At 68.9% G+C, this 16,815-nt stretch carries 14 protein-coding genes and 3 pseudogenes; 11 read left to right on the plus strand and 6 right to left on the minus strand.

The genetic code is table 11. From position 1 onward, the window contains the following. Nucleotides 1-426: pseudogene (locus GTY47_RS32320) on the plus strand (TetR/AcrR family transcriptional regulator); the annotation flags it as partial. Here the strand turns inward: GTY47_RS32320 and GTY47_RS32325 are convergent. Both GTY47_RS32325 and GTY47_RS32330 read right to left on the minus strand, forming a co-directional pair. Then, complete coding sequence (locus tag GTY47_RS32325; RefSeq protein ID WP_010043170.1) at nucleotides 379-1,071, minus strand: cytochrome P450; 693 nt, start codon at nucleotides 1,069-1,071, stop codon at nucleotides 379-381. The pseudogene GTY47_RS32320 and the gene GTY47_RS32325 sit on opposite strands and share 48 nt — an antisense overlap. A gap of 64 nt (nucleotides 1,072-1,135) precedes the next feature. After that, a pseudogene (locus GTY47_RS32330) lies at nucleotides 1,136-1,518 on the minus strand (aldehyde dehydrogenase family protein); the annotation flags it as partial. A gap of 261 nt (nucleotides 1,519-1,779) precedes the next feature. Here GTY47_RS32330 and GTY47_RS32335 point away from each other — a divergent pair. The 6 genes from GTY47_RS32335 to GTY47_RS32360 all read left to right on the plus strand — a co-directional run bounded on the left by GTY47_RS32335 (nucleotide 1,780) and on the right by GTY47_RS32360 (nucleotide 8,114). Continuing rightward, nucleotides 1,780-2,613: an alpha/beta hydrolase gene (locus GTY47_RS32335; protein WP_029181395.1), complete on the plus strand. Its 834-nt coding sequence runs from the start codon at nucleotides 1,780-1,782 to the stop codon at nucleotides 2,611-2,613. Nucleotides 2,614-2,632: 19 nt separating this feature from the next. Beyond that, entirely contained in the window at nucleotides 2,633-3,538 is a 906-nt protein-coding gene (locus GTY47_RS32340) for an alpha/beta hydrolase (protein ID WP_010043180.1), read from the plus strand. Then, complete coding sequence (locus tag GTY47_RS32345) at nucleotides 3,535-5,127, plus strand: FAD-dependent oxidoreductase (RefSeq protein WP_010043182.1); 1,593 nt, start codon at nucleotides 3,535-3,537, stop codon at nucleotides 5,125-5,127. Before GTY47_RS32340 ends, GTY47_RS32345 begins: the two co-directional genes overlap by 4 nt. Next, nucleotides 5,124-6,449: an amidohydrolase family protein gene (locus tag GTY47_RS32350; protein ID WP_010043185.1), complete on the plus strand. Its 1,326-nt coding sequence runs from the start codon at nucleotides 5,124-5,126 to the stop codon at nucleotides 6,447-6,449. The genes GTY47_RS32345 and GTY47_RS32350 overlap by 4 nt, the downstream gene beginning before the upstream one ends. Nucleotides 6,450-6,838: 389 nt before the next feature. Next, nucleotides 6,839-7,063 (plus strand): cellulase family glycosylhydrolase, encoded by a 225-nt coding sequence (locus GTY47_RS41970; protein WP_010043187.1) that lies wholly within the window; start codon nucleotides 6,839-6,841, stop codon nucleotides 7,061-7,063. Between the two features lie 97 nt (nucleotides 7,064-7,160). Further along, nucleotides 7,161-8,114, plus strand: a complete 954-nt coding sequence (locus tag GTY47_RS32360) for a MerR family transcriptional regulator (protein WP_010043189.1) — start codon at nucleotides 7,161-7,163, stop codon at nucleotides 8,112-8,114. 39 nt (nucleotides 8,115-8,153) lie between these two features. Here GTY47_RS32360 and GTY47_RS32365 read toward each other — a convergent pair. Beyond that, nucleotides 8,154-8,786 (minus strand): annotated as a pseudogene (locus GTY47_RS32365) (transposase); the annotation flags it as partial. A 121-nt stretch (nucleotides 8,787-8,907) separates the two neighbouring features. On the opposite strand from GTY47_RS32365, the gene GTY47_RS32370 reads away from it, so the two are divergent. Further along, nucleotides 8,908-10,047: a cellulose binding domain-containing protein gene (locus GTY47_RS32370; protein ID WP_029181397.1), complete on the plus strand. Its 1,140-nt coding sequence runs from the start codon at nucleotides 8,908-8,910 to the stop codon at nucleotides 10,045-10,047. 75 nt (nucleotides 10,048-10,122) lie between these two features. Here GTY47_RS32370 and GTY47_RS32375 read toward each other — a convergent pair whose 3' ends face one another. After that, nucleotides 10,123-10,944, minus strand: coding sequence for a family 16 glycosylhydrolase (locus GTY47_RS32375; protein ID WP_010043191.1), 822 nt, complete (start codon nucleotides 10,942-10,944; stop codon nucleotides 10,123-10,125). Nucleotides 10,945-11,169: 225 nt separating this feature from the next. On the opposite strand from GTY47_RS32375, the gene GTY47_RS32380 reads away from it, so the two are divergent. After that, nucleotides 11,170-12,192, plus strand: coding sequence for a LacI family DNA-binding transcriptional regulator (locus GTY47_RS32380; RefSeq protein WP_010043192.1), 1,023 nt, complete (start codon nucleotides 11,170-11,172; stop codon nucleotides 12,190-12,192). Between the two features lie 258 nt (nucleotides 12,193-12,450). Here GTY47_RS32380 and GTY47_RS32385 read toward each other — a convergent pair whose 3' ends face one another. Further along, the gene (locus tag GTY47_RS32385; RefSeq protein ID WP_010043195.1) at nucleotides 12,451-13,605 is read right to left on the minus strand and encodes a DUF3500 domain-containing protein; all 1,155 of its coding nucleotides are present in this window, start codon (nucleotides 13,603-13,605) and stop codon (nucleotides 12,451-12,453) included. A gap of 13 nt (nucleotides 13,606-13,618) precedes the next feature. After that, nucleotides 13,619-14,719 (minus strand): zinc-binding dehydrogenase, encoded by a 1,101-nt coding sequence (locus tag GTY47_RS32390; protein ID WP_158688438.1) that lies wholly within the window; start codon nucleotides 14,717-14,719, stop codon nucleotides 13,619-13,621. 248 nt (nucleotides 14,720-14,967) lie between these two features. Between GTY47_RS32390 and GTY47_RS32395 the strand changes: the two genes are divergently transcribed. Together GTY47_RS32395 and GTY47_RS32400 are read left to right on the plus strand one after the other, a co-directional pair. After that, nucleotides 14,968-15,753 (plus strand): SDR family oxidoreductase, encoded by a 786-nt coding sequence (locus tag GTY47_RS32395; RefSeq protein WP_010043199.1) that lies wholly within the window; start codon nucleotides 14,968-14,970, stop codon nucleotides 15,751-15,753. Nucleotides 15,754-15,783: 30 nt separating this feature from the next. Beyond that, complete coding sequence (locus GTY47_RS32400) at nucleotides 15,784-16,719, plus strand: dihydrodipicolinate synthase family protein (protein ID WP_010043202.1); 936 nt, start codon at nucleotides 15,784-15,786, stop codon at nucleotides 16,717-16,719. Nucleotides 16,720-16,815 lie beyond the last annotated feature (96 nt).

Genomic DNA, 16,815 nt, shown 5'->3' on the forward strand with positions numbered 1-16,815 from the left:
GGGATCGACGATCCGGCCGAACTCGTCGCGGCGGGCTTCCGGCTCAGCGCCCGCATGGCCGACTCCCACCCCGAGTTGATGCAGGTCCTGCGCCGCCGCGGCCTCGGTCACATCCACTCGGACAACGGACTGGCCCGGCGGGCACTGCGCGACCTCGAGGCCGGCCTCGCCTCCGGCCGCTTCCCCCCCGTCGACCCGGCGGTCGCCCTGTCCGCACTCGGCGGCACCCTGCTCTCCCTTGCGGAGCTGAGGTTCGCCCGCCCCGACGTGGACGGTGACCAGGCCGCGGTCAACCTGGCCGAGATGGTTCTGCGCATGCTGGGCGTCCCGCCGGACGACGCCCACGAGGTCGCCCGGCGCCCCCTTCCCGACCCCGCCTCACCGACCACTCCTACGCAGGGAACGACGAGCTCGGCCGGAGGGTAACCGAGCGGCCGGTGAAGCAGGCGCCGATCGCGTCCCCGACAGGAGGGTGACGGCGCACGGCGCCTTCAGTGAAGTGAGCAGCTCACCCCGGACGCTGGGGACGTCCGTGAAAGCTGTGCGGTTTCTGGCCGCCGCCGAGGCGGCGCGGCCGGCGTCGGCGAACCGCAGCACCTCCTCCCGTGCCGCCAAGGGCATCCCGATCAGGTCGGCGACGACGCTCACGGGGAACACCCGGGCCAAGTCCCGGACCACGTCGAAGGTTTCGCGCTCCACGAGCGGGGCGACGAGTTCTCCGGCCCGGCGGCCGATGTCCGTCCGCAGCTTGGCGAGGGCGCGCGGCGCCAGGCTTTCGGACAGGACACCGCGCAACACCTCGTGTTCCGGCGGGTCCGACGCGAGGACCCCGCCGCGGCGCCGCTCGTTCAGTGCCGGTTCGAGACCGACACTGTCGACCGAGGAGAACCGCCCGTGATCGCCCAACGCCGCGCGCACCTGCGCGTACCGCGGAAGTACCCAGCAGCCGTGGCGCGGCAGGTAGACCGCCGCCCCGAGATCGCGCAGCTCTTCGTACACGGGGTACGGATCGTTGAGCACCTCGTCATCGAAGATGTCCACATCGGAGACGGGTGTGGTGGTCGAGATCATCCTTGGTTCCTGTCCGCTGTGTGGTCAGCGGGCCGGCCCACGAGGCCGGCCCGGGGCCGAACCTTCAGAAGGGGTAGGAGGCGTGCTGGGTGGCCAGAGTGATCCAACGGGTGTTCTGAAAGCCTCGATGCCCCAGCGGCCTCCGAAACGGCCGTAGCCCGAGGACTTGAAACCACCGAACGGCGCCTGGGGATCATCGGCGACGGACTGGTCGTTGATGTGGACCATGCCGGTACGCAGCCTTCGGGCCACCAGGAGCCCGTGCGTGCCGTTCTCGGTGATGATCCCGGCGGTCAGCCCCTGGTCCGTGTCGTTGGCCATCGCGACGGCCTCGTCGTCGGTGGCGAAGGTGTCGACGACACAGACCGGACCGAACGTCTCCGCGCCGTACAGGTCGGCGTGGGCGGGGACGGCGTTGAGGACGGTCGCCGGGTGAGAGGCATCCTCGATCTCGGCACCCGTGGCTCATCCGCCGCCGCGGCGATACCCGAAGGCGGCATCGACCGCCTGGCGCCGCCGAACACGCTGGTTGACCGCCGACCGACGCAGCCCGAGGCCGCCTCGGATCAGATCCCATGCGATTCCGGACGCCCGCCCGGGCGAGGCGCGCGCTACCGCAGCGCGTGCTCGACGCCTCAGGCCGCGAGACCGTGACTTCCGGCGGCTTGCACTTGACACGATCACCTTATCGGTAACAGTGTATCCATTATGAGCACCTGGTCTGAGCCGCAGCCCGATTCCCGGTTCGTCGCGGTGGGTGGATTGCGGATCCACTACAAACGCGCCGGGCACGGCCCGGCACTCGTTCTGCTGCACGGCAGCGCTTCGTCGCTTCAGCACTTCGACCGTGCGGCGGCTCTGCTGTCGGAGTCGTTCGACGTCATCCGCCCCGACCTGCCGGGGTTCGGCCTGACCGGCCCTCGCAAGGACCGCGACTACCGCATCCCGACCTACACGGCGACGGTGGCGGCCTTCTTGGAGGCGCTGCAGGTGCCTCGCTACGCGGTAACCGGCAACTCACTGGGCGGCAACATCGCCTGGAACCTCGCCCTGGACCATCCGGATCGGCTGACCGGCCTGGTGCTGGTCAACGCCACGGGGTACCCGGAGAAGGAGATCCCGGCAGGCATGCGCCTGGCCCGCAACCCGCTGCTACGGCCTGTGTTGCGGCGCGTGATGCCGCGCGGCGCCATCGAGCGCAATCTGCGTTCGAGCGTCGGCCCGCACTCGACGATCGTGGACGACGCCATGGTGGACCGCGCCCACCAGCTCATGAACCGGCCCGGGAACCGCTCGGCCTTCGTCGACTTCTGCAACACCGACCAGCCCGACCGCAGCGCGCGGATCCCCCGCATCACGGCGCCCACGCTGGTCCTGCGCAGTGCGAGCATCGACGGCCAGCACTTCACCCGCGACATCCCCGGAGCCAGGGAGATATTGCACCCCCATGGCGGTCACCTGCTGCCCGAAGAGGAACCGCAGTGGGTCGCGGACGCGATCGCGAAGTTCCTCCTCTCCTCCACCGACACCCCCACGCACTGAGGTCAAGGAGACCCGATTCATGAAGTTCTTCGTCGCCTCCGGCGAGGACCGACGGCTCACCCCCGAGTCGCGGCAAGCCCTGCGCGGCAGTTTCATCGAACTCTCCGACGGCGTGACGCACTACGAACTGAAGGGCCCCGAGGACGGGGAGCTGGTCGTGATGGCGGGCGGCCTGACCATCCCGCTCTTCTACTGGGACGGCCTGGTCACCGAGCTGCACGCCCGCGGGCTGCGCACTCTGACCTGCAGCGCGTACGGCCGCGGCTACTCGGACCGGGTGCGGGCGCGATACGACGAGGCCCTCTTCGCGCGGCAGCTGGCCGAACTGACCGAACGCCTGGGTCTGACGACGAAGCCACTGCACATCGTCGGCACCTCCATGGGAGCCGTCGTCACCATGACCTACGCCGCCCAGTACCCATCACTGGTGTCCACCCTCACGATCGTCGGGCCCGCCGGTCTCGCGAAACCGCGACCGGCTGACCCTCACCGGCTACTGCGCAACGATCTGTTGGCCGGTGTCGTGGCCCGGATGCGCGGCCGCCGGATACTCCAGGGGCACCTCGGGCACAACGTCCGCGACCCCGAGCTCGGCACGAAACTGACGGACATGGTCCTCGAAGCCTTCCGCTTCGAGGGGTCACTGTATGCGGTCTTCGACACACTGCAGCACCTGCCGCTCTCCGGCCGTGACGAACTCTTCCGGCAGACGGGCGCACTGGGCATTCCCACACTGCTCCTGTGGGGCGACGAGGACAACGTCACGCCCCTGATCCATCTCTCCGCGGCTCGTGCCCTCCTGAAGCCCCAGGAGCATCATGTGATTCCACGATGCGGTCACATGGCCCCATTCGAACGTCCGCGCCACGTCGCCGATCAGATCGTCCCGTTCGTGGCCGCACGTGCCGAAAGGCTCGACTCATGAACGACCCGCAGGTCATCGACGTACTGGTCATCGGTGCGGGGCCTTCGGGATCCGCCCTGGCGATCGACCTCGTCCGCCGGGGGCTCGACGTACGGATCGTCGACAGGTCTCTCCATGCCTTCGACGGCTCCCGCGCCAAGGGCGTCCAGCCCCGCAGCCTCGAAGTCCTCGAAGACCTCGGTGCCCTGCCCGACGTGCTGGCCGGCGGCAGCACGTACCCCAAGCTCGGGATCCATGCCGGCCCCCTGGCCGTGCCGTGGAAGATGTTCACCCACAGGGAGGCGACTCCGGACGTCCCGTACCCGAACACCTGGCTGATCCCTCAGTTCCGCACGGACCGCGCACTGCACGCCCGGCTCAGCGAGCTCGGCCATGAGATCGAGTTCGGCAGGGAACTGACCGAGCTGACGCAGGACGAGGACACGGTGGTCGCCAAGGTGGCGGGCGCGGACGGCACGGAGGAGATCGTCGCCCGGTACGTCGTGGGCGCCGACGGCGGTTCCAGTACGGTGCGCAAGCAGCTCGGCATCGGTTTCGTCGGGACGACGGACGAGAGCGACCGGATGCTCATCGTCGACGCCTCGGTGACCGGTCTGGCCCGCAACCGGTGGCACATGTGGCCCGGCCGGGGCGGCAGGTTCATCGGCGCCTGCCCGCTCCCCGACAGCGACATGTTCCAGTGGATGATCCGTCTCACGCCGGACGAGGAACCGCCTGCCAAGAAGGACGACATCGTCCAGCGGATCCACCAGCACACGCGCAACCGGGGCATCCAGTTGCACGACATCCACTGGACGTCGGTGTTCCGGCCCAACATCCGCCTGGCGGAGAATTACGGCCGAGGGCGGGTCTTCCTCGCCGGTGACGCCGCGCACGTCCACACCCCGGCCGGCGCCCAGGGCCTGAACACCGGCATGCAGGACGGCTACAACCTCGGCTGGAAACTCGGCCAGGTCCTCGCCGGGGCGGACCCGGCGCTGCTGGACACCTACGAGGCCGAGCGGCAGCCGATCGCAGCCGGCGTCCTGGGCCTGTCCACGGACAAGTGGGGCGGCATCGCCAAGCTCGACCCGTCGAGCATGAAGCGGGGCAAGGACGAGCAGCAGCTCACTCTGACCTACTACGGCGGCCCGCTCGCCCCCGCCGACGGCATGCGCACCGGGACACTGCGCGTGGGTGACCGCGCCCCGGACGCCCGACTGCTCGGCGCCGACGGCGCCGAGACCCGGCTGTTCGAGGTCCTCCGCGGGCCGGGCTTCACCGCCCTCGCCTACGGCACCGGTGCCGCCCGAACCCTCGAACAGCTTGCCTGGCCGACCGCGGGCGCCCAGCTGAAACGGCTCACCGTCGGCTCGGCCGCCACCCACGGCCTCACCTTCTCCGACCCCGAGAACACACTGCGGCGCGCCTACGGCCTGACCGGCGACACGCTGCTGCTGATCCGTCCCGACGGCTACATCGGGCACATCGCCACCGGCGACTTCCTCAGCACCACACAAACCGCCGTCCGGGCGATGACCCCACAGGCAAGGAGCCGCACCATGCCCCAGCAGAGCCACCCCTCCTCCGGTTCGGGGGCGACCGCATGAGCCGCAAACTGCTGCGCGGAGCGCGAGTCATCACGATGACGCCGGGCCGGCCAGACGCCGAGCACCTCGACATCCTGGTCGACGGCGACCGCATCGCCGCCGTGGACGAGAACATCGAGGCGCCCGACGCCGAAGTCGTCGACTTCTCCGGCCGCATCGTCATCCCCGGCCTGGTCAACGCCCACCTGCACACCTGGCAGACCGCGCTGCGCTCCGTGGGCGCCGACTGGACGCTGATGCAGTACCTCACCCACCTCCACGGCGAGTGCGTCGGGCACTACACCCCGTCCGACATGCACATCAGCAACCTCGCCGGCGCACTGAACCAGCTCAACTGCGGAACGACGACCCTCGGCGACTGGTGTCACAACGCCCTCTCGCCCGAACACGCCGACGCCGCCGTCGAAGGCTTGGCCCACGCCGGGATCCGCGCCGTCTTCCTGCACGGCACGCCCTACCGGTCGCCGGACACCCCCCACCCCCTCACCGAGATCGACCGGCTGCTCGACGGCCCCGTCCGCGACCACGCCCTCCTCACCCTGGGCATGGCACTGCAGGGGCCGCAGTACTCCTCACCCGACACCGCGTTGGCCGATTTCCGCGCCGGCGCGGAACGCGGCCTCGTCGTCTCGATGCACCAAAGCGGCGGAGAACCGTCCCCCGGCTGGGAAGCCGTGCGCGCCGCCGGACTGTTCAGCCCCCTGACCAACATCGTGCACGGGATCGACCTGCCCGACGACTGGATCAAGACGCTCGTCGAAGCAGGCGTCACCTTCACCAGCACCCCGGAGAACGAACTGGGCCAAGGACACGGCACACCCATCACGGGGTCACTGCTACGCCTGGACGCGGCGCCCTCCTTGGGCACCGACATCGACACCGCCGTACCCGGCAAGCTCCTCACGGCCGCCCGCATCGCCCTGGCCCACCAGCGCAGCCTGGACCACGCCCAACACCGACAGACGACAGGCATGCACGCCAACACCGCTTCGGTCACCGCCAAGCAGGCACTGACCTGGGCCACGGTGGAAGGGGCGAAGGCCCTGGGCCTCGCCGACCGGGTCGGCCGGATCGAGGTGGGCATGCAGGCCGACCTGGTCGCCGTCGATGCCCGGGCCCTCAACCTGTGGCCGGCACACGACCCGGTCGCCACGGCCCTGCACGCCGACATCGCCAACATCGAAGCCGTGATGGTCGCCGGCACCTGGCGCAAACGCGATCACGCCCTGCTCACCTCGCGACTCGACGAGGTCAAGAACCGGCTCCGCGAGTCCGGAGAGCGGCTATTGCGCAGCATTGAGCCCGCGGGCAACCAGGGCTGACACCGCGGCAGCCTTCAAGCAGGAACCGCGCGCCGACGGCCACGGCACTCCGCACTCCTCGGCGCGACGGTCCCCGTACAAGGCGCCGCCCGAAATGACATCACGGCCGTTCCCCATGGGGTCGCCGCTGCGGCGGATCGTGGGGCTGTTCCTCGGCCTGGCCGCGGTACTCGAGCTAGCCTGGGGTGGGACCGCGGCCGCCGCGCCCGAGCGGGAGGCCCCCTCCGACCGTAGGGCGGTGGTCGCCAACATGTCACGACAGCCCTGTTCGACGCCGTGAAGGCGAAGGGCTTCCGCAGCGTGCGCATCCCGGTCACCTGGAACGGTCACGGTTCGCCCCCGCCCCCTACACCGTCGACCCGGCCTTCATCCAGCGGGGCAAGCAGATCGTGGACTGGGCCGTCGCCGACGGTCTGTACGTGGCCCTCAACGTCCACCACGACTCCTGGCAGTGGATCGACGACCTTCCCACCGACCATGACACGGTCAGGGACCGGTTCGACGCCACCTGGCGGCAGATCACCTCCACGTTCCGGGACGAGCCGCGCAAGCTGCTCTTCGAAAGCGTCAACGAGCCGTTCTCCGAGAACATCACCGACGCCGGGAAGGAGTAATTGTCGAGACCTGCGGATTGGCTACCCAATGAGGTGGAAGCACCAGCGGGGAGACTGGGCTTGAGTCTCCCGTAGGGGGAGGCACGAAGGTGCAGGCATGGACGGCGACACGCTCTTCACGATCGGGGCCCTGGCCCGGCGGACCGGGCTGACGGTCAAGACCATTCGGTTCTACTCCGACACCGGAATCGTGCCGCCGACGGACCGCAGCCCGGCTGGCTACCGTCTCTATGACATCGGCGCACTGGCGCGCCTGGATCTGGTACGCACCTTGCGTGACCTGGGGATCGACCTTGCTGTCATCCGGCAGGTGCTGGACCGGGAGGTCTCGGTGCCCGAGGTCGCGGCCGCACACGCTGACGCCCTAGAGGTGCAGATCCGCACCCTCCGACTGCGGCGCGCGGTGCTGCGAGCGGTGGCCAAAAGGGGCTCCACCCCCGAGGAAATGGACCTCATGCACAAGCTTGCCAAGCTCTCCGACGACGAACGCCGACGCCTCATCACCGACTTCATCGACGACATCTTCGGCGGGTTCGACGCCAATGCCGACTTCGTCGACATGATGCGCTCGGCCATGCCCGAACTGCCTGACGACCCCGAACCCAATCAGGTCGACGCCTGGGTGGAACTCGCCGAACTCACCCAGGACCCCGACTTCCGCGCCGCTGTCCGTCGCATGGCGCAGTACCAGGCAGCCGAGCGCGCCCAAGGCGACGTCACCGGCTTGCATCACGACCTCACCGAGACCGTCCGCGACAGCGTCGGCCGCGCGCTCGATGCCGGCATCGCTCCGGCCTCGGCCGAGGCCGCACCCGTCATCGACGCCCTTACCGCCCGTTACGCGCAAACCTTCAGCCGCGCCGACGACGCCGACCTGCGCCACTGGCTGCTGACACGCCTGGAGATCGCTGGCGACCCCCGCGCGGAACGCTACTGGCACCTGCTGGCCGTCATCAACGGATGGCCCGTCCCGCCCAGCCTGGCACCAGTGTTCACGTGGTTCACCGGAGCCCTGCGCGCTCACACCCCGCAGCAGTCCGGCGTGCAGTAGTCCCACGCCTGACGGCCGCTGCGATCCTCGCGGCTTCGATCACGCCGCGAGGGTCCCGGAGCGTTCGACAAGGCGACCGCCCTCGAAACGGGCTCCGGCGCGGACAAGAGCGACGCGATGGGGAGCGTTCACCGCCCGCCAGCGGGCCTGCGCGGGCTCGACGAGCTTGAAGACCATGGCCAGGGCGGCGGCCGCGCTGCCGGCACCTCGCGTGACCTTTGTTCGCAGCCGGACGGTGGCGAAGGTCGACTCGATCGGGTTCGTGGTGCGTAGGTGGATCCAGTGCTCAGCGGGATCTTGTAGAACGTCAGCAGCTCGTCGACGTCGTCGGTGATCTTCTTCACCGCCTTGGGGAACTTGGCCCCGTAGGTCTTGGCGAACGCAGCGGCGGCCTTGAGAGCGTGGTCGCGGTCTTCGGCGTTGTAGATCTCCTGCAGGGCCTTCTTCGCACCAGGCTGGGCGGACTTCGGCAGCGCGTTCGCCACATTGGCGATCTTGTGAACCCAGCACCTCTGGTGGCGGGTCACGGCGAAGACTTCGGCCAGGGCCTTCCAGAAGCGGAGTGCACCGTCGCCGACGGCGAGGACGGGAGCGCGCATGCCTCGGCGGGCGCAGTCACGCAGCAGGTCGGCCCAGGAACGACCTGCAGTTTCGGAACCCGGTTGAGAGGGCTGCACCGGGCCGCCTTGTCAGGTACATGATCCTCTCTTACAGTCCCCTCCCAAGAGGGAATTGGGAGCGCTCCCATTCATGAGTGCCCTTCTCTCCCCCACATCCATTGCGGAGGAGCCGCATGCAACCACCACGCCACCAAGCCCGCAGGGTGCGTGCCCTGTCCGGTGCGCTGCTCACCTCACTCGTCGCGCTGGCAGCGCTTCTCACCGGCGCTTCGACGTCGCACGCCGACACAACGATCTGCGAGCCATTCGGCTCCACGACCCTCCAGGGCCGTTACGTCGTGCAGAACAACCGCTGGGGGACCAGCCAGCCCCAGTGCATCACCGTCACGGACTCCGGCTTCAGGGTTGCCCAGGCCGACGGTTCGGTCCCGACGAACGGCGCCCCGAAGTCCTACCCGTCCGTGTACAACGGCTGCCACTACACCAACTGCTCCCCCGGCACGAGGCTCCCGGCGCGGCTGAGCTCCATCGCCGACGCTCCCACGAGCATCTCCTACGGCTACGTGGGCGGCGACGCCGCGTACAACGCCTCGTACGACATCTGGCTGGACCCGACGCCCCGCACCGACGGCGTGAACCGGACCGAGATCATGATCTGGTTCAACAAGGTGGGCCCGATCCAGCCCATCGGCTCCCAGGTCGGCACGGCGAGCGTGGGCGGACGCAGCTGGCAGGTGTGGTCGGGCAGCAATGGCTCCAACGACGTGCTGTCCTTCGTCGCGCCGTCGGCGATCGACAGCTGGAGCTTCGACGCGATGGACTTCGTCCGGCAGGCCGTCTCCCGCGGACTCGCGCAGAGCGACTGGTACCTGACGAGCGTTCAGGCAGGCTTCGAGCCTTGGCGGAACGGCGCGGGACTGGCGGTGAACTCGTTCTCCTCAACCGTCAACCTCGGTGGCGGCACCCCCGGCGGCCCCGGCACTCCGACCGGACCCGCGGCCTGCAAGGTGGCCTACACCACCAGCGTGTGGCAGGGCGGCTACACCGCCGATGTCACCTTGACCAACACGGGTTCCTCGCCGGTCAACGGCTGGAAACTCGCATTCACGCTGCCGGCAGGGCAGACGATCACCAGCGCGTGGAACGCCGGAATCTCTCCGTCGTCGGGAGCGGTCACGGCCGGCAACCTGGCGTACAACGCGTCCCTTGCGCCCGGCGGCCAGGTCTCCTTCGGCTTCCAGGCCTCCTACAGCGGCAGCTTCGCCAAGCCGGCCGCCTTCAGCCTGAACGGCACTTCCTGCACCACCGCGTGACGTATTCAGGACGCATCCGCCCACCCGGGGCCCGCCCACCAGACCCTCGTGCCGAAGGGGCGGGTCCCGCCTTTCTCACAAAGCGTCCGTCTCCGGCTGGTCGAGCGCATCCCACCCACGCACACGGTGGACGTGAGCGGTCTTCGGGTAGGAGGTCTCGAGGTCCGAGCGAGGACCGATCTCAAAAAGGTCGATCATCAAGAAGAGCGGGTAGGCGGGAGACTGACGCATCCGCTTCACTACGACGCCCTCGCAACCGATGATCGTGCCCGATGGCCCCCACACAGCCGTCCAGGTGTGGGGTTTCGATGCGTCCAGGGGAAGGACTGCTTCCGTCATGTCGGTCGTCAACCGCCCGTCCCCATGTGCTTTCACCCCGCACCGGGCATGACTCTTTCCCTCGCCGACGGCTTCGGCGTCGATCTCGAAGATACAGACCTCACCGCTCTCCCCCTCCGACAGATGCTCCGTCCCCACGAGCCACGCCGCCAGCATGCACCCCTCATCCACACTCGCGCTCACCGTCACCTCCACACGTCCGCCGGTGGGGGCCCACAGCAGCCGCTCGGGGGTCTCCGTGCGGACGACGAGTCCGTCGGAACGGTGTCGGTGTGTTCCGCGGTGAGAGCCCACTGGGCCGGAGAAGACCCCGGTCTGCACGTTGGACACCCGAAGCGGAGCGTCTTCCTCGCGCCAGTCCGGCTGGTCGGCGTCGATACGCAGCCGCAGCCCCGAATCGTCGATGTCATAGCGTGCCCGAGACCGCTCGGGTGACGTCCAGTGGGGCAGATAGTGATCGACCCAGCGATCTTCCCTGAGCTGCGGAACGGTGAAGTCGTCCTCGAAGTCAGGCTCATGAGCCGGAGGATCGGGGAAACGCAGGCCATCGGCACCCATGACACCATCGTCTCAGACCACGGCTCCTGGCCGTGTCGGCGCATCACACTCGGAATGGCCTGGTCGCAACCGCCTGAACGCGACGATGTGCACAGCGCAATCACACATCGATGAGGCGAACCCGGCCTCCCTCCTCTTGGCCGACAGAGCACTGGTCGCGCCTGGAAGCCGTGTGCCCCGTTCCTTCGCCCCGTAAGATCGGATGATCTCGTGGGGGAGGTGGTCATGGGCAGGCGACGCCCCGGTACGCCGACGCTGGAAGAGGTGGCCGCTCACGCCGGGGTGGGGCGTGGCACGGTTTCCCGCGTCATCAACAACGCGGCCGGTGTGAAGGAGTCGACGCGCGAAGCCGTGCAACGAGCCATCAAGGAGCTGGGATACGTTCCCAACCTCGCGGCGCGTTCACTGGCCGGGCAGCGGACCGATGCCGTCGCTCTCGTCCTGACGGAGCCCGACTGGCGCGTGTTCGCCGAGCCGTTCTTCTCGGAAATCGTCCGCTCGCTCGGGGACGCGCTGACAGACACCGGGATGCAACTGCTGCTGACCCTGGTCCGCTCGGACACCGACCGGAAACGCTTCCTCGAGTACGCGCGCGGCGGCCGGGTCGACGGAGTTCTGCTGTTGTCCGTGCATGCGGGCGACCGACTGCCGGACATGCTCGCCGAGGCACGGCTGCCGACCGTGATGCTGGGGCGCCGCTCGGGCGACGAGTACGTCAGTTACGTGGACGCGGACAACGTGGGCGGTGCCCGCAGCGCCGTCTCCCACCTGCTGGCACGGGGCCGCAGAGCGATCGCCACCATCACGGGGCCGCTGGACATGCACGTCGCCCAGTGCCGGCTGCGCGGCTACCAGGATGCTCTGACGCTGGCGGGCTTGGGGTACGAGGAGTCCTTGGTCGCCGAAAGCGACTTCACGCAGGACAGCGGGCGCCGCGCCATGACAGAACTGCTCGAACGGCACCCGGAGATCGACGGCGTCCTCGCCGCGTCGGACACCACGGCGGCGGGGGCTCTGCAAGCACTGCGTGCGGCGGGACGGCGCGTACCGGAGGATGTCGCCGTGATCGGGTTCGACGACTTTCCCCTGGCTCAGCGCACCGATCCGCCCCTGACCACCGTGCGTCAGCCGCTGGAGGAGATGGGCCGGGCCATGATCCGGCTGCTCCTGGAGGACATGGACGAGCCGTCGGTGGCCTACCGCCACGTCATCCTCCGTACGGAGCTGCAGGTCCGTGAATCGGCCTAAGAGCGTCGGTGTCCGCCGGGTGACCCGAGTCGGAGACAGCTTCGGGAGCGCTCCCAGTTGCTGCTCTGCTGAGTAACGGATCACGGGCCGTCCTGCGTTTACGGGTCAGCCGCAGGCACGCGCCGAGTACACGCATCTTGCAACTGCACCGCCTGGCCCCGGGCCCCGTGACCGGTCCTGGCGAGATTCCGGAGACGGTGAACGAAGGTGTCGCGGGCAGCGGCACGAGGGGCGTACGGGACGCTCCCCGTGCACGCCTCACTCGTGTGCGATGTGGGCCCGGTGTTCGGCCAGCACGTCCAGTCCGAAGTCGGAGGCCAGGTCACGCCACACCGAGTGAGCGTGGTTCGCGTGGCGTTGCGTGTTGTCGTACTCGATCAGGATGCGGGGGTCCTGCACCCGGTAGTAGTGCGGTTCCCCGACCTCCGTGCCGCCTGCCCAGCCGAAGTGGACCAGGTCGAGGACAGTGTCCGAGGCGTAGTGGGTGGCGTAGGCGTCGGCGAGGAGCTCCGGTGCCCGTCCGGTGTAGAGGGCTACGAGACGGCGCAGCAGGTGCCGCTGTTCTTCGTTGAGATCGCGGCCGCCGATGCCTTTGGGGGGAATCGTGATGGCCACTCGTGCGTGGTCGCTGTCGGTGTAACCGCTGCCCGCCTCCGCCCGGCGGTCGATGTCGTTGACGAGCCGGTCCAGGTCAGGATCTTCGAACTGCCCCCGCCACAGGTCCTGCATGTGCATCATCGTGTCGCCGTGCCGGACGTGTGGCCGGTTGCCGGAGACGATGTCGGACACGGCGGACGGGTGGAGCAGGGCTTGCCGGAACTGATCTGCGTCGAGGGCACGGGCCAGTTGGCGCGCGGTGTCCTCGGGGCCCTGGAGGGGACGCAGGGTGCCTCCGATCAGCTCGGTCGTGGCCGGGTCGGCGCCGATGAAGCAGGGGGTCGTGGAGACGAGCCGACCGGCGACGACGAGGTTGTTCAGGGAGACATGGTGGCCGCCGAGTCGCCATGCCCAGATGCGATCGCCAGGGCGGCCGAAGATCCTGAGCCAGTACAAGCCGGGGTCCCGCCCGCGCTGCCGACCCCAGTGAACGGTCCATCCTTCCAGTCGGTCCAGCACGTTTTCCAGACCCATCACGGTGGTGACCGTGGCGTAGCCCGCAATGGACAGTCCGGTGGCCACCAGTTGCATGGCCAGGCTCTGTTGCCGGGGACTCTGGTCCCGGATGGCAAGCCCGCCATGTTCCGTCGGGGTGTAGAACCAGCGCAGCCGCTCGGCCTCCGCCTCCGGGTGGAGAGGAGAATCGTAGGCGGCGAGCGGCAGTTGGTCCTCGCTCAGACTGCCCAGCCAGGCGGCGGCGGCCTCGCCCATGGCGGTCGCCGCCTTCTCCCGCCCGGCTGCCGGGACGTCGGGCACCGGAGCTGCTCCGTCACCGGGCACGGATGGACTCCGGGTCCTCGGAGATGTCCAGCATGACCTTGATGGCGTTGCCCCGGCGCTCGGCGTAGGTGTCGAAGGCCTCAGAGACGTCGCTCAACGCGAAGTGGTGGGTGACCAGTTCCGCGGTGCGGAGCCGACCGCGGGCCGCGAGGGCCACGGCGCGGGCCAGCGAGCCGGTGCCCTCCCCTCGGACCGTCTGGATCGAGATGCCGTTCATCACTGCGTGGTTCAGGTCGGCCTGCACGGGCTGCTCGAAGAACCCGACCAGGACGACCTTCCCGGACCGTTTGGCCATGCGCAGGGCGTCATCCACCGCACTCGGGGCGCCCGAGCATTCCAGCACGATGTCGGCGCCGATCCCGTCGGTCGCCTCCCGGACGGCGGCGACGGCGTCCTGTTCCCGGGAGTTGACGACCAGGTCCGCGCCGAAGGACTTGCCGATGGCCAGCCTCGCTTCCCGGGTGCCGACCAGGGCGACGGTTGCCCCGAGTTCACGGGCCACTTGCGCTGCGAGCAGGCCTATCGGCCCGGGACCGACCACAGCGACCGTAGACCCCACGAGAAGGGTGTCCAGGACGTCGAACGCGTGCATCACGGTACCCACGGTGCTCAGGACGACTGCCTCGTCGAAGTCGACTGTGTCCGGCAGCCGGTGGAGGGTGGCCACGTGATTGAGCGCGTACTGTGCGAAGCCGCCGTTGACGGTCATCCCCTGCGCTCGGTGTCCGGTGTGCCGCAGGCCGTAGTTGAGGCAGTCCGTGTAGGCCCCGGCCAGGCAGTTGGCGCAGCGCGTGCAGCCGCGGTGAGCCTCCGTCACGACCCGGTCACCGACGCGGAGTTCGTCCACGGCGCTGCCCACCGCAGCCACGACGCCCGCGTATTCGTGGCCCGGGACGAACTCGCCCGCAGGGGGGCCGCCGTCCTTGAAGAAGTGCCGGCTTCGGATCTTGAGGTCCGTTCCGCACAGGGACGCCCTGCGGACCTGCACCAGGACATCTTCCGGCCCCACCCGCGGCACAGGCAGCGTCGTGACGGCGAGGGTGCCGGGTTCACCCAGCACCGCGGCCTGCATGGTTTTCGGCAAGGACATAGGGCCTCCAGTCACGGCCATGGGCATGCGTCGGGAATCAGCGAATCGAAACAGTCCTTTTCCCCACACCATCGTGCACGTCGGCTACGCCGATTTCCCATCCCTGGCGCATAGGCATCCCTTATACGCATCGCGAGCAATTCCTATTGGAGGCTCACCGCGGGCCCATGGCAGAGTCGTCCGGAAACGGCGGACATCGCCGTCGGCCGTACGGCCGAGGAACGGGGCCCCGCCCGAGGAGTGAAGCTGTGGATCTGGGAATCTCAGGCAAGACCGCACTGGTGCTGGGCGGAGGTGGGGGTCTCGGCGGCGCCATTGCGCAGGCCCTCGCCGCGGAGGGCGCCGGTGTCGCCGTGGCGGACATCAGTCCGCAGGCTGCCGAGCGCACCGTCGAAGCGGTGGCCGGCCTGGGCGGAAAGGCCGTGTCCCTGGAATGGGACCTTGGGGATCTGGACGCGATCGACCGGCACGTCACGACGGTCGAGGGGGTTCTCGGCCCTGTGGACATCCTGGTCAACAACACGGGAGGACCGCCGCCCTCGCCGGTGGGCGGGCAGGATCCGGAGATCTGGCTGCAGCACTTCCGGTCCATGGTGATGTCGGTGATCGCGATCACCGACCGGGTCGCGCCGCTGATGAGGAGCCGCGGCTGGGGCAGGATCGTCACCAGCGCCAGTTCCGGCGTGATCGCCCCCATACCCGACCTCGGGCTGTCGAACGCCCTGCGTGGCAGCCTGCTCGGCTGGTCCAAGACGCTGGCCCGGGAAGTAGCGGCCGACGGCGTCACCTGCAATGTGGTCGTTCCCGGCCGGATCGGCACCCAGCGGACGAAGTTCCTGGACCGGGCCAAGGCCGAGCGGGAGTGGAGGTCCGTCGAGGAGATCTCCGCCGAGAGTGTCGCTTCCATCCCCGTGGGCCGCTACGGTGAACCGCGCGAATACGCCGCTGCCGTCGCTTTTCTCGCAAGCAGTCAGGCCTCTTACATCACGGGCTCGGTCATTCGTGTCGACGGCGGTCTCATCGCGAGCCTCTGAAAGCAGGAATCAGGATTCAAGGAGGCAGAAATGGCAGCGCTGTCCCGCGACACCACCGGCGTCTACGCCATCGCACCGACGCCCTTCGACGAATCGGGTGCGATCGACTTCGATTCACTCAGCCGGCTGATCGATTTCTACGGATCCGCCGGTGTCACCGGATTGACCCTGCTGGGCCAGATGGGTGAAGCCCCCAAGCTCTCCCACGACGAGAGCGTGTGCATCGTCCAGTACGTCATCAAGCGCACCGACCTGCCGATCGTCGTGGGTGTCTCCGCACCCGGCTACGCCGCCATGCGGGCCCTGACGGCTGACGTCATGTCAGCCGGTGCCTGCGGTGTCATGATCGCTCCGCCGAACACGCTGCGGACCGACGATCAGATCGTGAGCTACTACGAGGGAGCGTCGGCCGCCATCGGCGAGGATGTGCCGTTCGTGATCCAGGACTACCCGCTCTCGTTCTCCGTCGTCATGTCCCCCTCCGTCATCGCCCGCATCGCCGGTGTCGCGCCCGGATGCGTGATGCTGAAGCACGAGGACTGGCCGGGCCTGGAGAAGATCAGCACGCTCCGGCGGCTGCAGGCCGACGGAGCGATGCCCCGGCTGTCGATCCTGTGCGGAAACGGCGGGCTCTTCCTGGATTTCGAGACGGAGCGCGGAGCCGACGGTGCCATGACGGGCTACTGCGTGCCCGAACTCCTCGTCGACGTGGTACGCCTCACCGCCGCCGGCGACCGTGAGGCCGCCCATGACCTCTTCGACGCCCACCTGCCGCTGCTGCGCTACGAACAGCAACCGGGCGTCGGCCTGGCGGTGCGCAAGTACGTGATGAAGCGTCGCGGGATCCTGGCCTCCGACATCCAGCGCATGCCCGGGGCGGCGCTGTCTGCGCGTGCCCGCGGCGAGGTCGACTACCTGCTGACCCGACTGGCCCGCAAGGACAGCAGGGTCGTGGTCACGGCATGACCCCCGCCTGCAGCGCGGCCGCACGGCTCCGCGTCACCTCGCCGGGCTCTGTCGGCTCACCGCATGCGGGACGGCGACGCCCGCTCCAGTAGCTTG

This window comes from Streptomyces sp. SID5464, assembly GCF_009862985.1.
Classification (GTDB): Bacteria; Actinomycetota; Actinomycetes; order Streptomycetales; family Streptomycetaceae; genus Streptomyces; species Streptomyces chartreusis_D.

What these genes read in the sequence shown, in the direction of transcription:
- GTY47_RS32345 (WP_010043182.1), top strand. Translation starts at nt 3,535, where the DNA reads ATGAACGACCCGCAGGTCATCGACGTACTGGTCATCGGTGCGGGGCCT.
- GTY47_RS32325 (WP_010043170.1), bottom strand. Translation starts at nt 1,071, where the DNA reads ATGATCTCGACCACCACACCCGTCTCCGATGTGGACATCTTCGATGAC.
- GTY47_RS32375 (WP_010043191.1), bottom strand. Translation starts at nt 10,944, where the DNA reads ATGGGTGCCGATGGCCTGCGTTTCCCCGATCCTCCGGCTCATGAGCCT.
- GTY47_RS32340 (WP_010043180.1), top strand. Translation starts at nt 2,633, where the DNA reads ATGAAGTTCTTCGTCGCCTCCGGCGAGGACCGACGGCTCACCCCCGAG.
- GTY47_RS32360 (WP_010043189.1), top strand. Translation starts at nt 7,161, where the DNA reads ATGGACGGCGACACGCTCTTCACGATCGGGGCCCTGGCCCGGCGGACC.
- GTY47_RS32335 (WP_029181395.1), top strand. Translation starts at nt 1,780, where the DNA reads ATGAGCACCTGGTCTGAGCCGCAGCCCGATTCCCGGTTCGTCGCGGTG.
- GTY47_RS32380 (WP_010043192.1), top strand. Translation starts at nt 11,170, where the DNA reads ATGGGCAGGCGACGCCCCGGTACGCCGACGCTGGAAGAGGTGGCCGCT.
- GTY47_RS32400 (WP_010043202.1), top strand. Translation starts at nt 15,784, where the DNA reads ATGGCAGCGCTGTCCCGCGACACCACCGGCGTCTACGCCATCGCACCG.
- GTY47_RS32350 (WP_010043185.1), top strand. Translation starts at nt 5,124, where the DNA reads ATGAGCCGCAAACTGCTGCGCGGAGCGCGAGTCATCACGATGACGCCG.
- GTY47_RS32370 (WP_029181397.1), top strand. Translation starts at nt 8,908, where the DNA reads ATGCAACCACCACGCCACCAAGCCCGCAGGGTGCGTGCCCTGTCCGGT.
- GTY47_RS32390 (WP_158688438.1), bottom strand. Translation starts at nt 14,719, where the DNA reads ATGTCCTTGCCGAAAACCATGCAGGCCGCGGTGCTGGGTGAACCCGGC.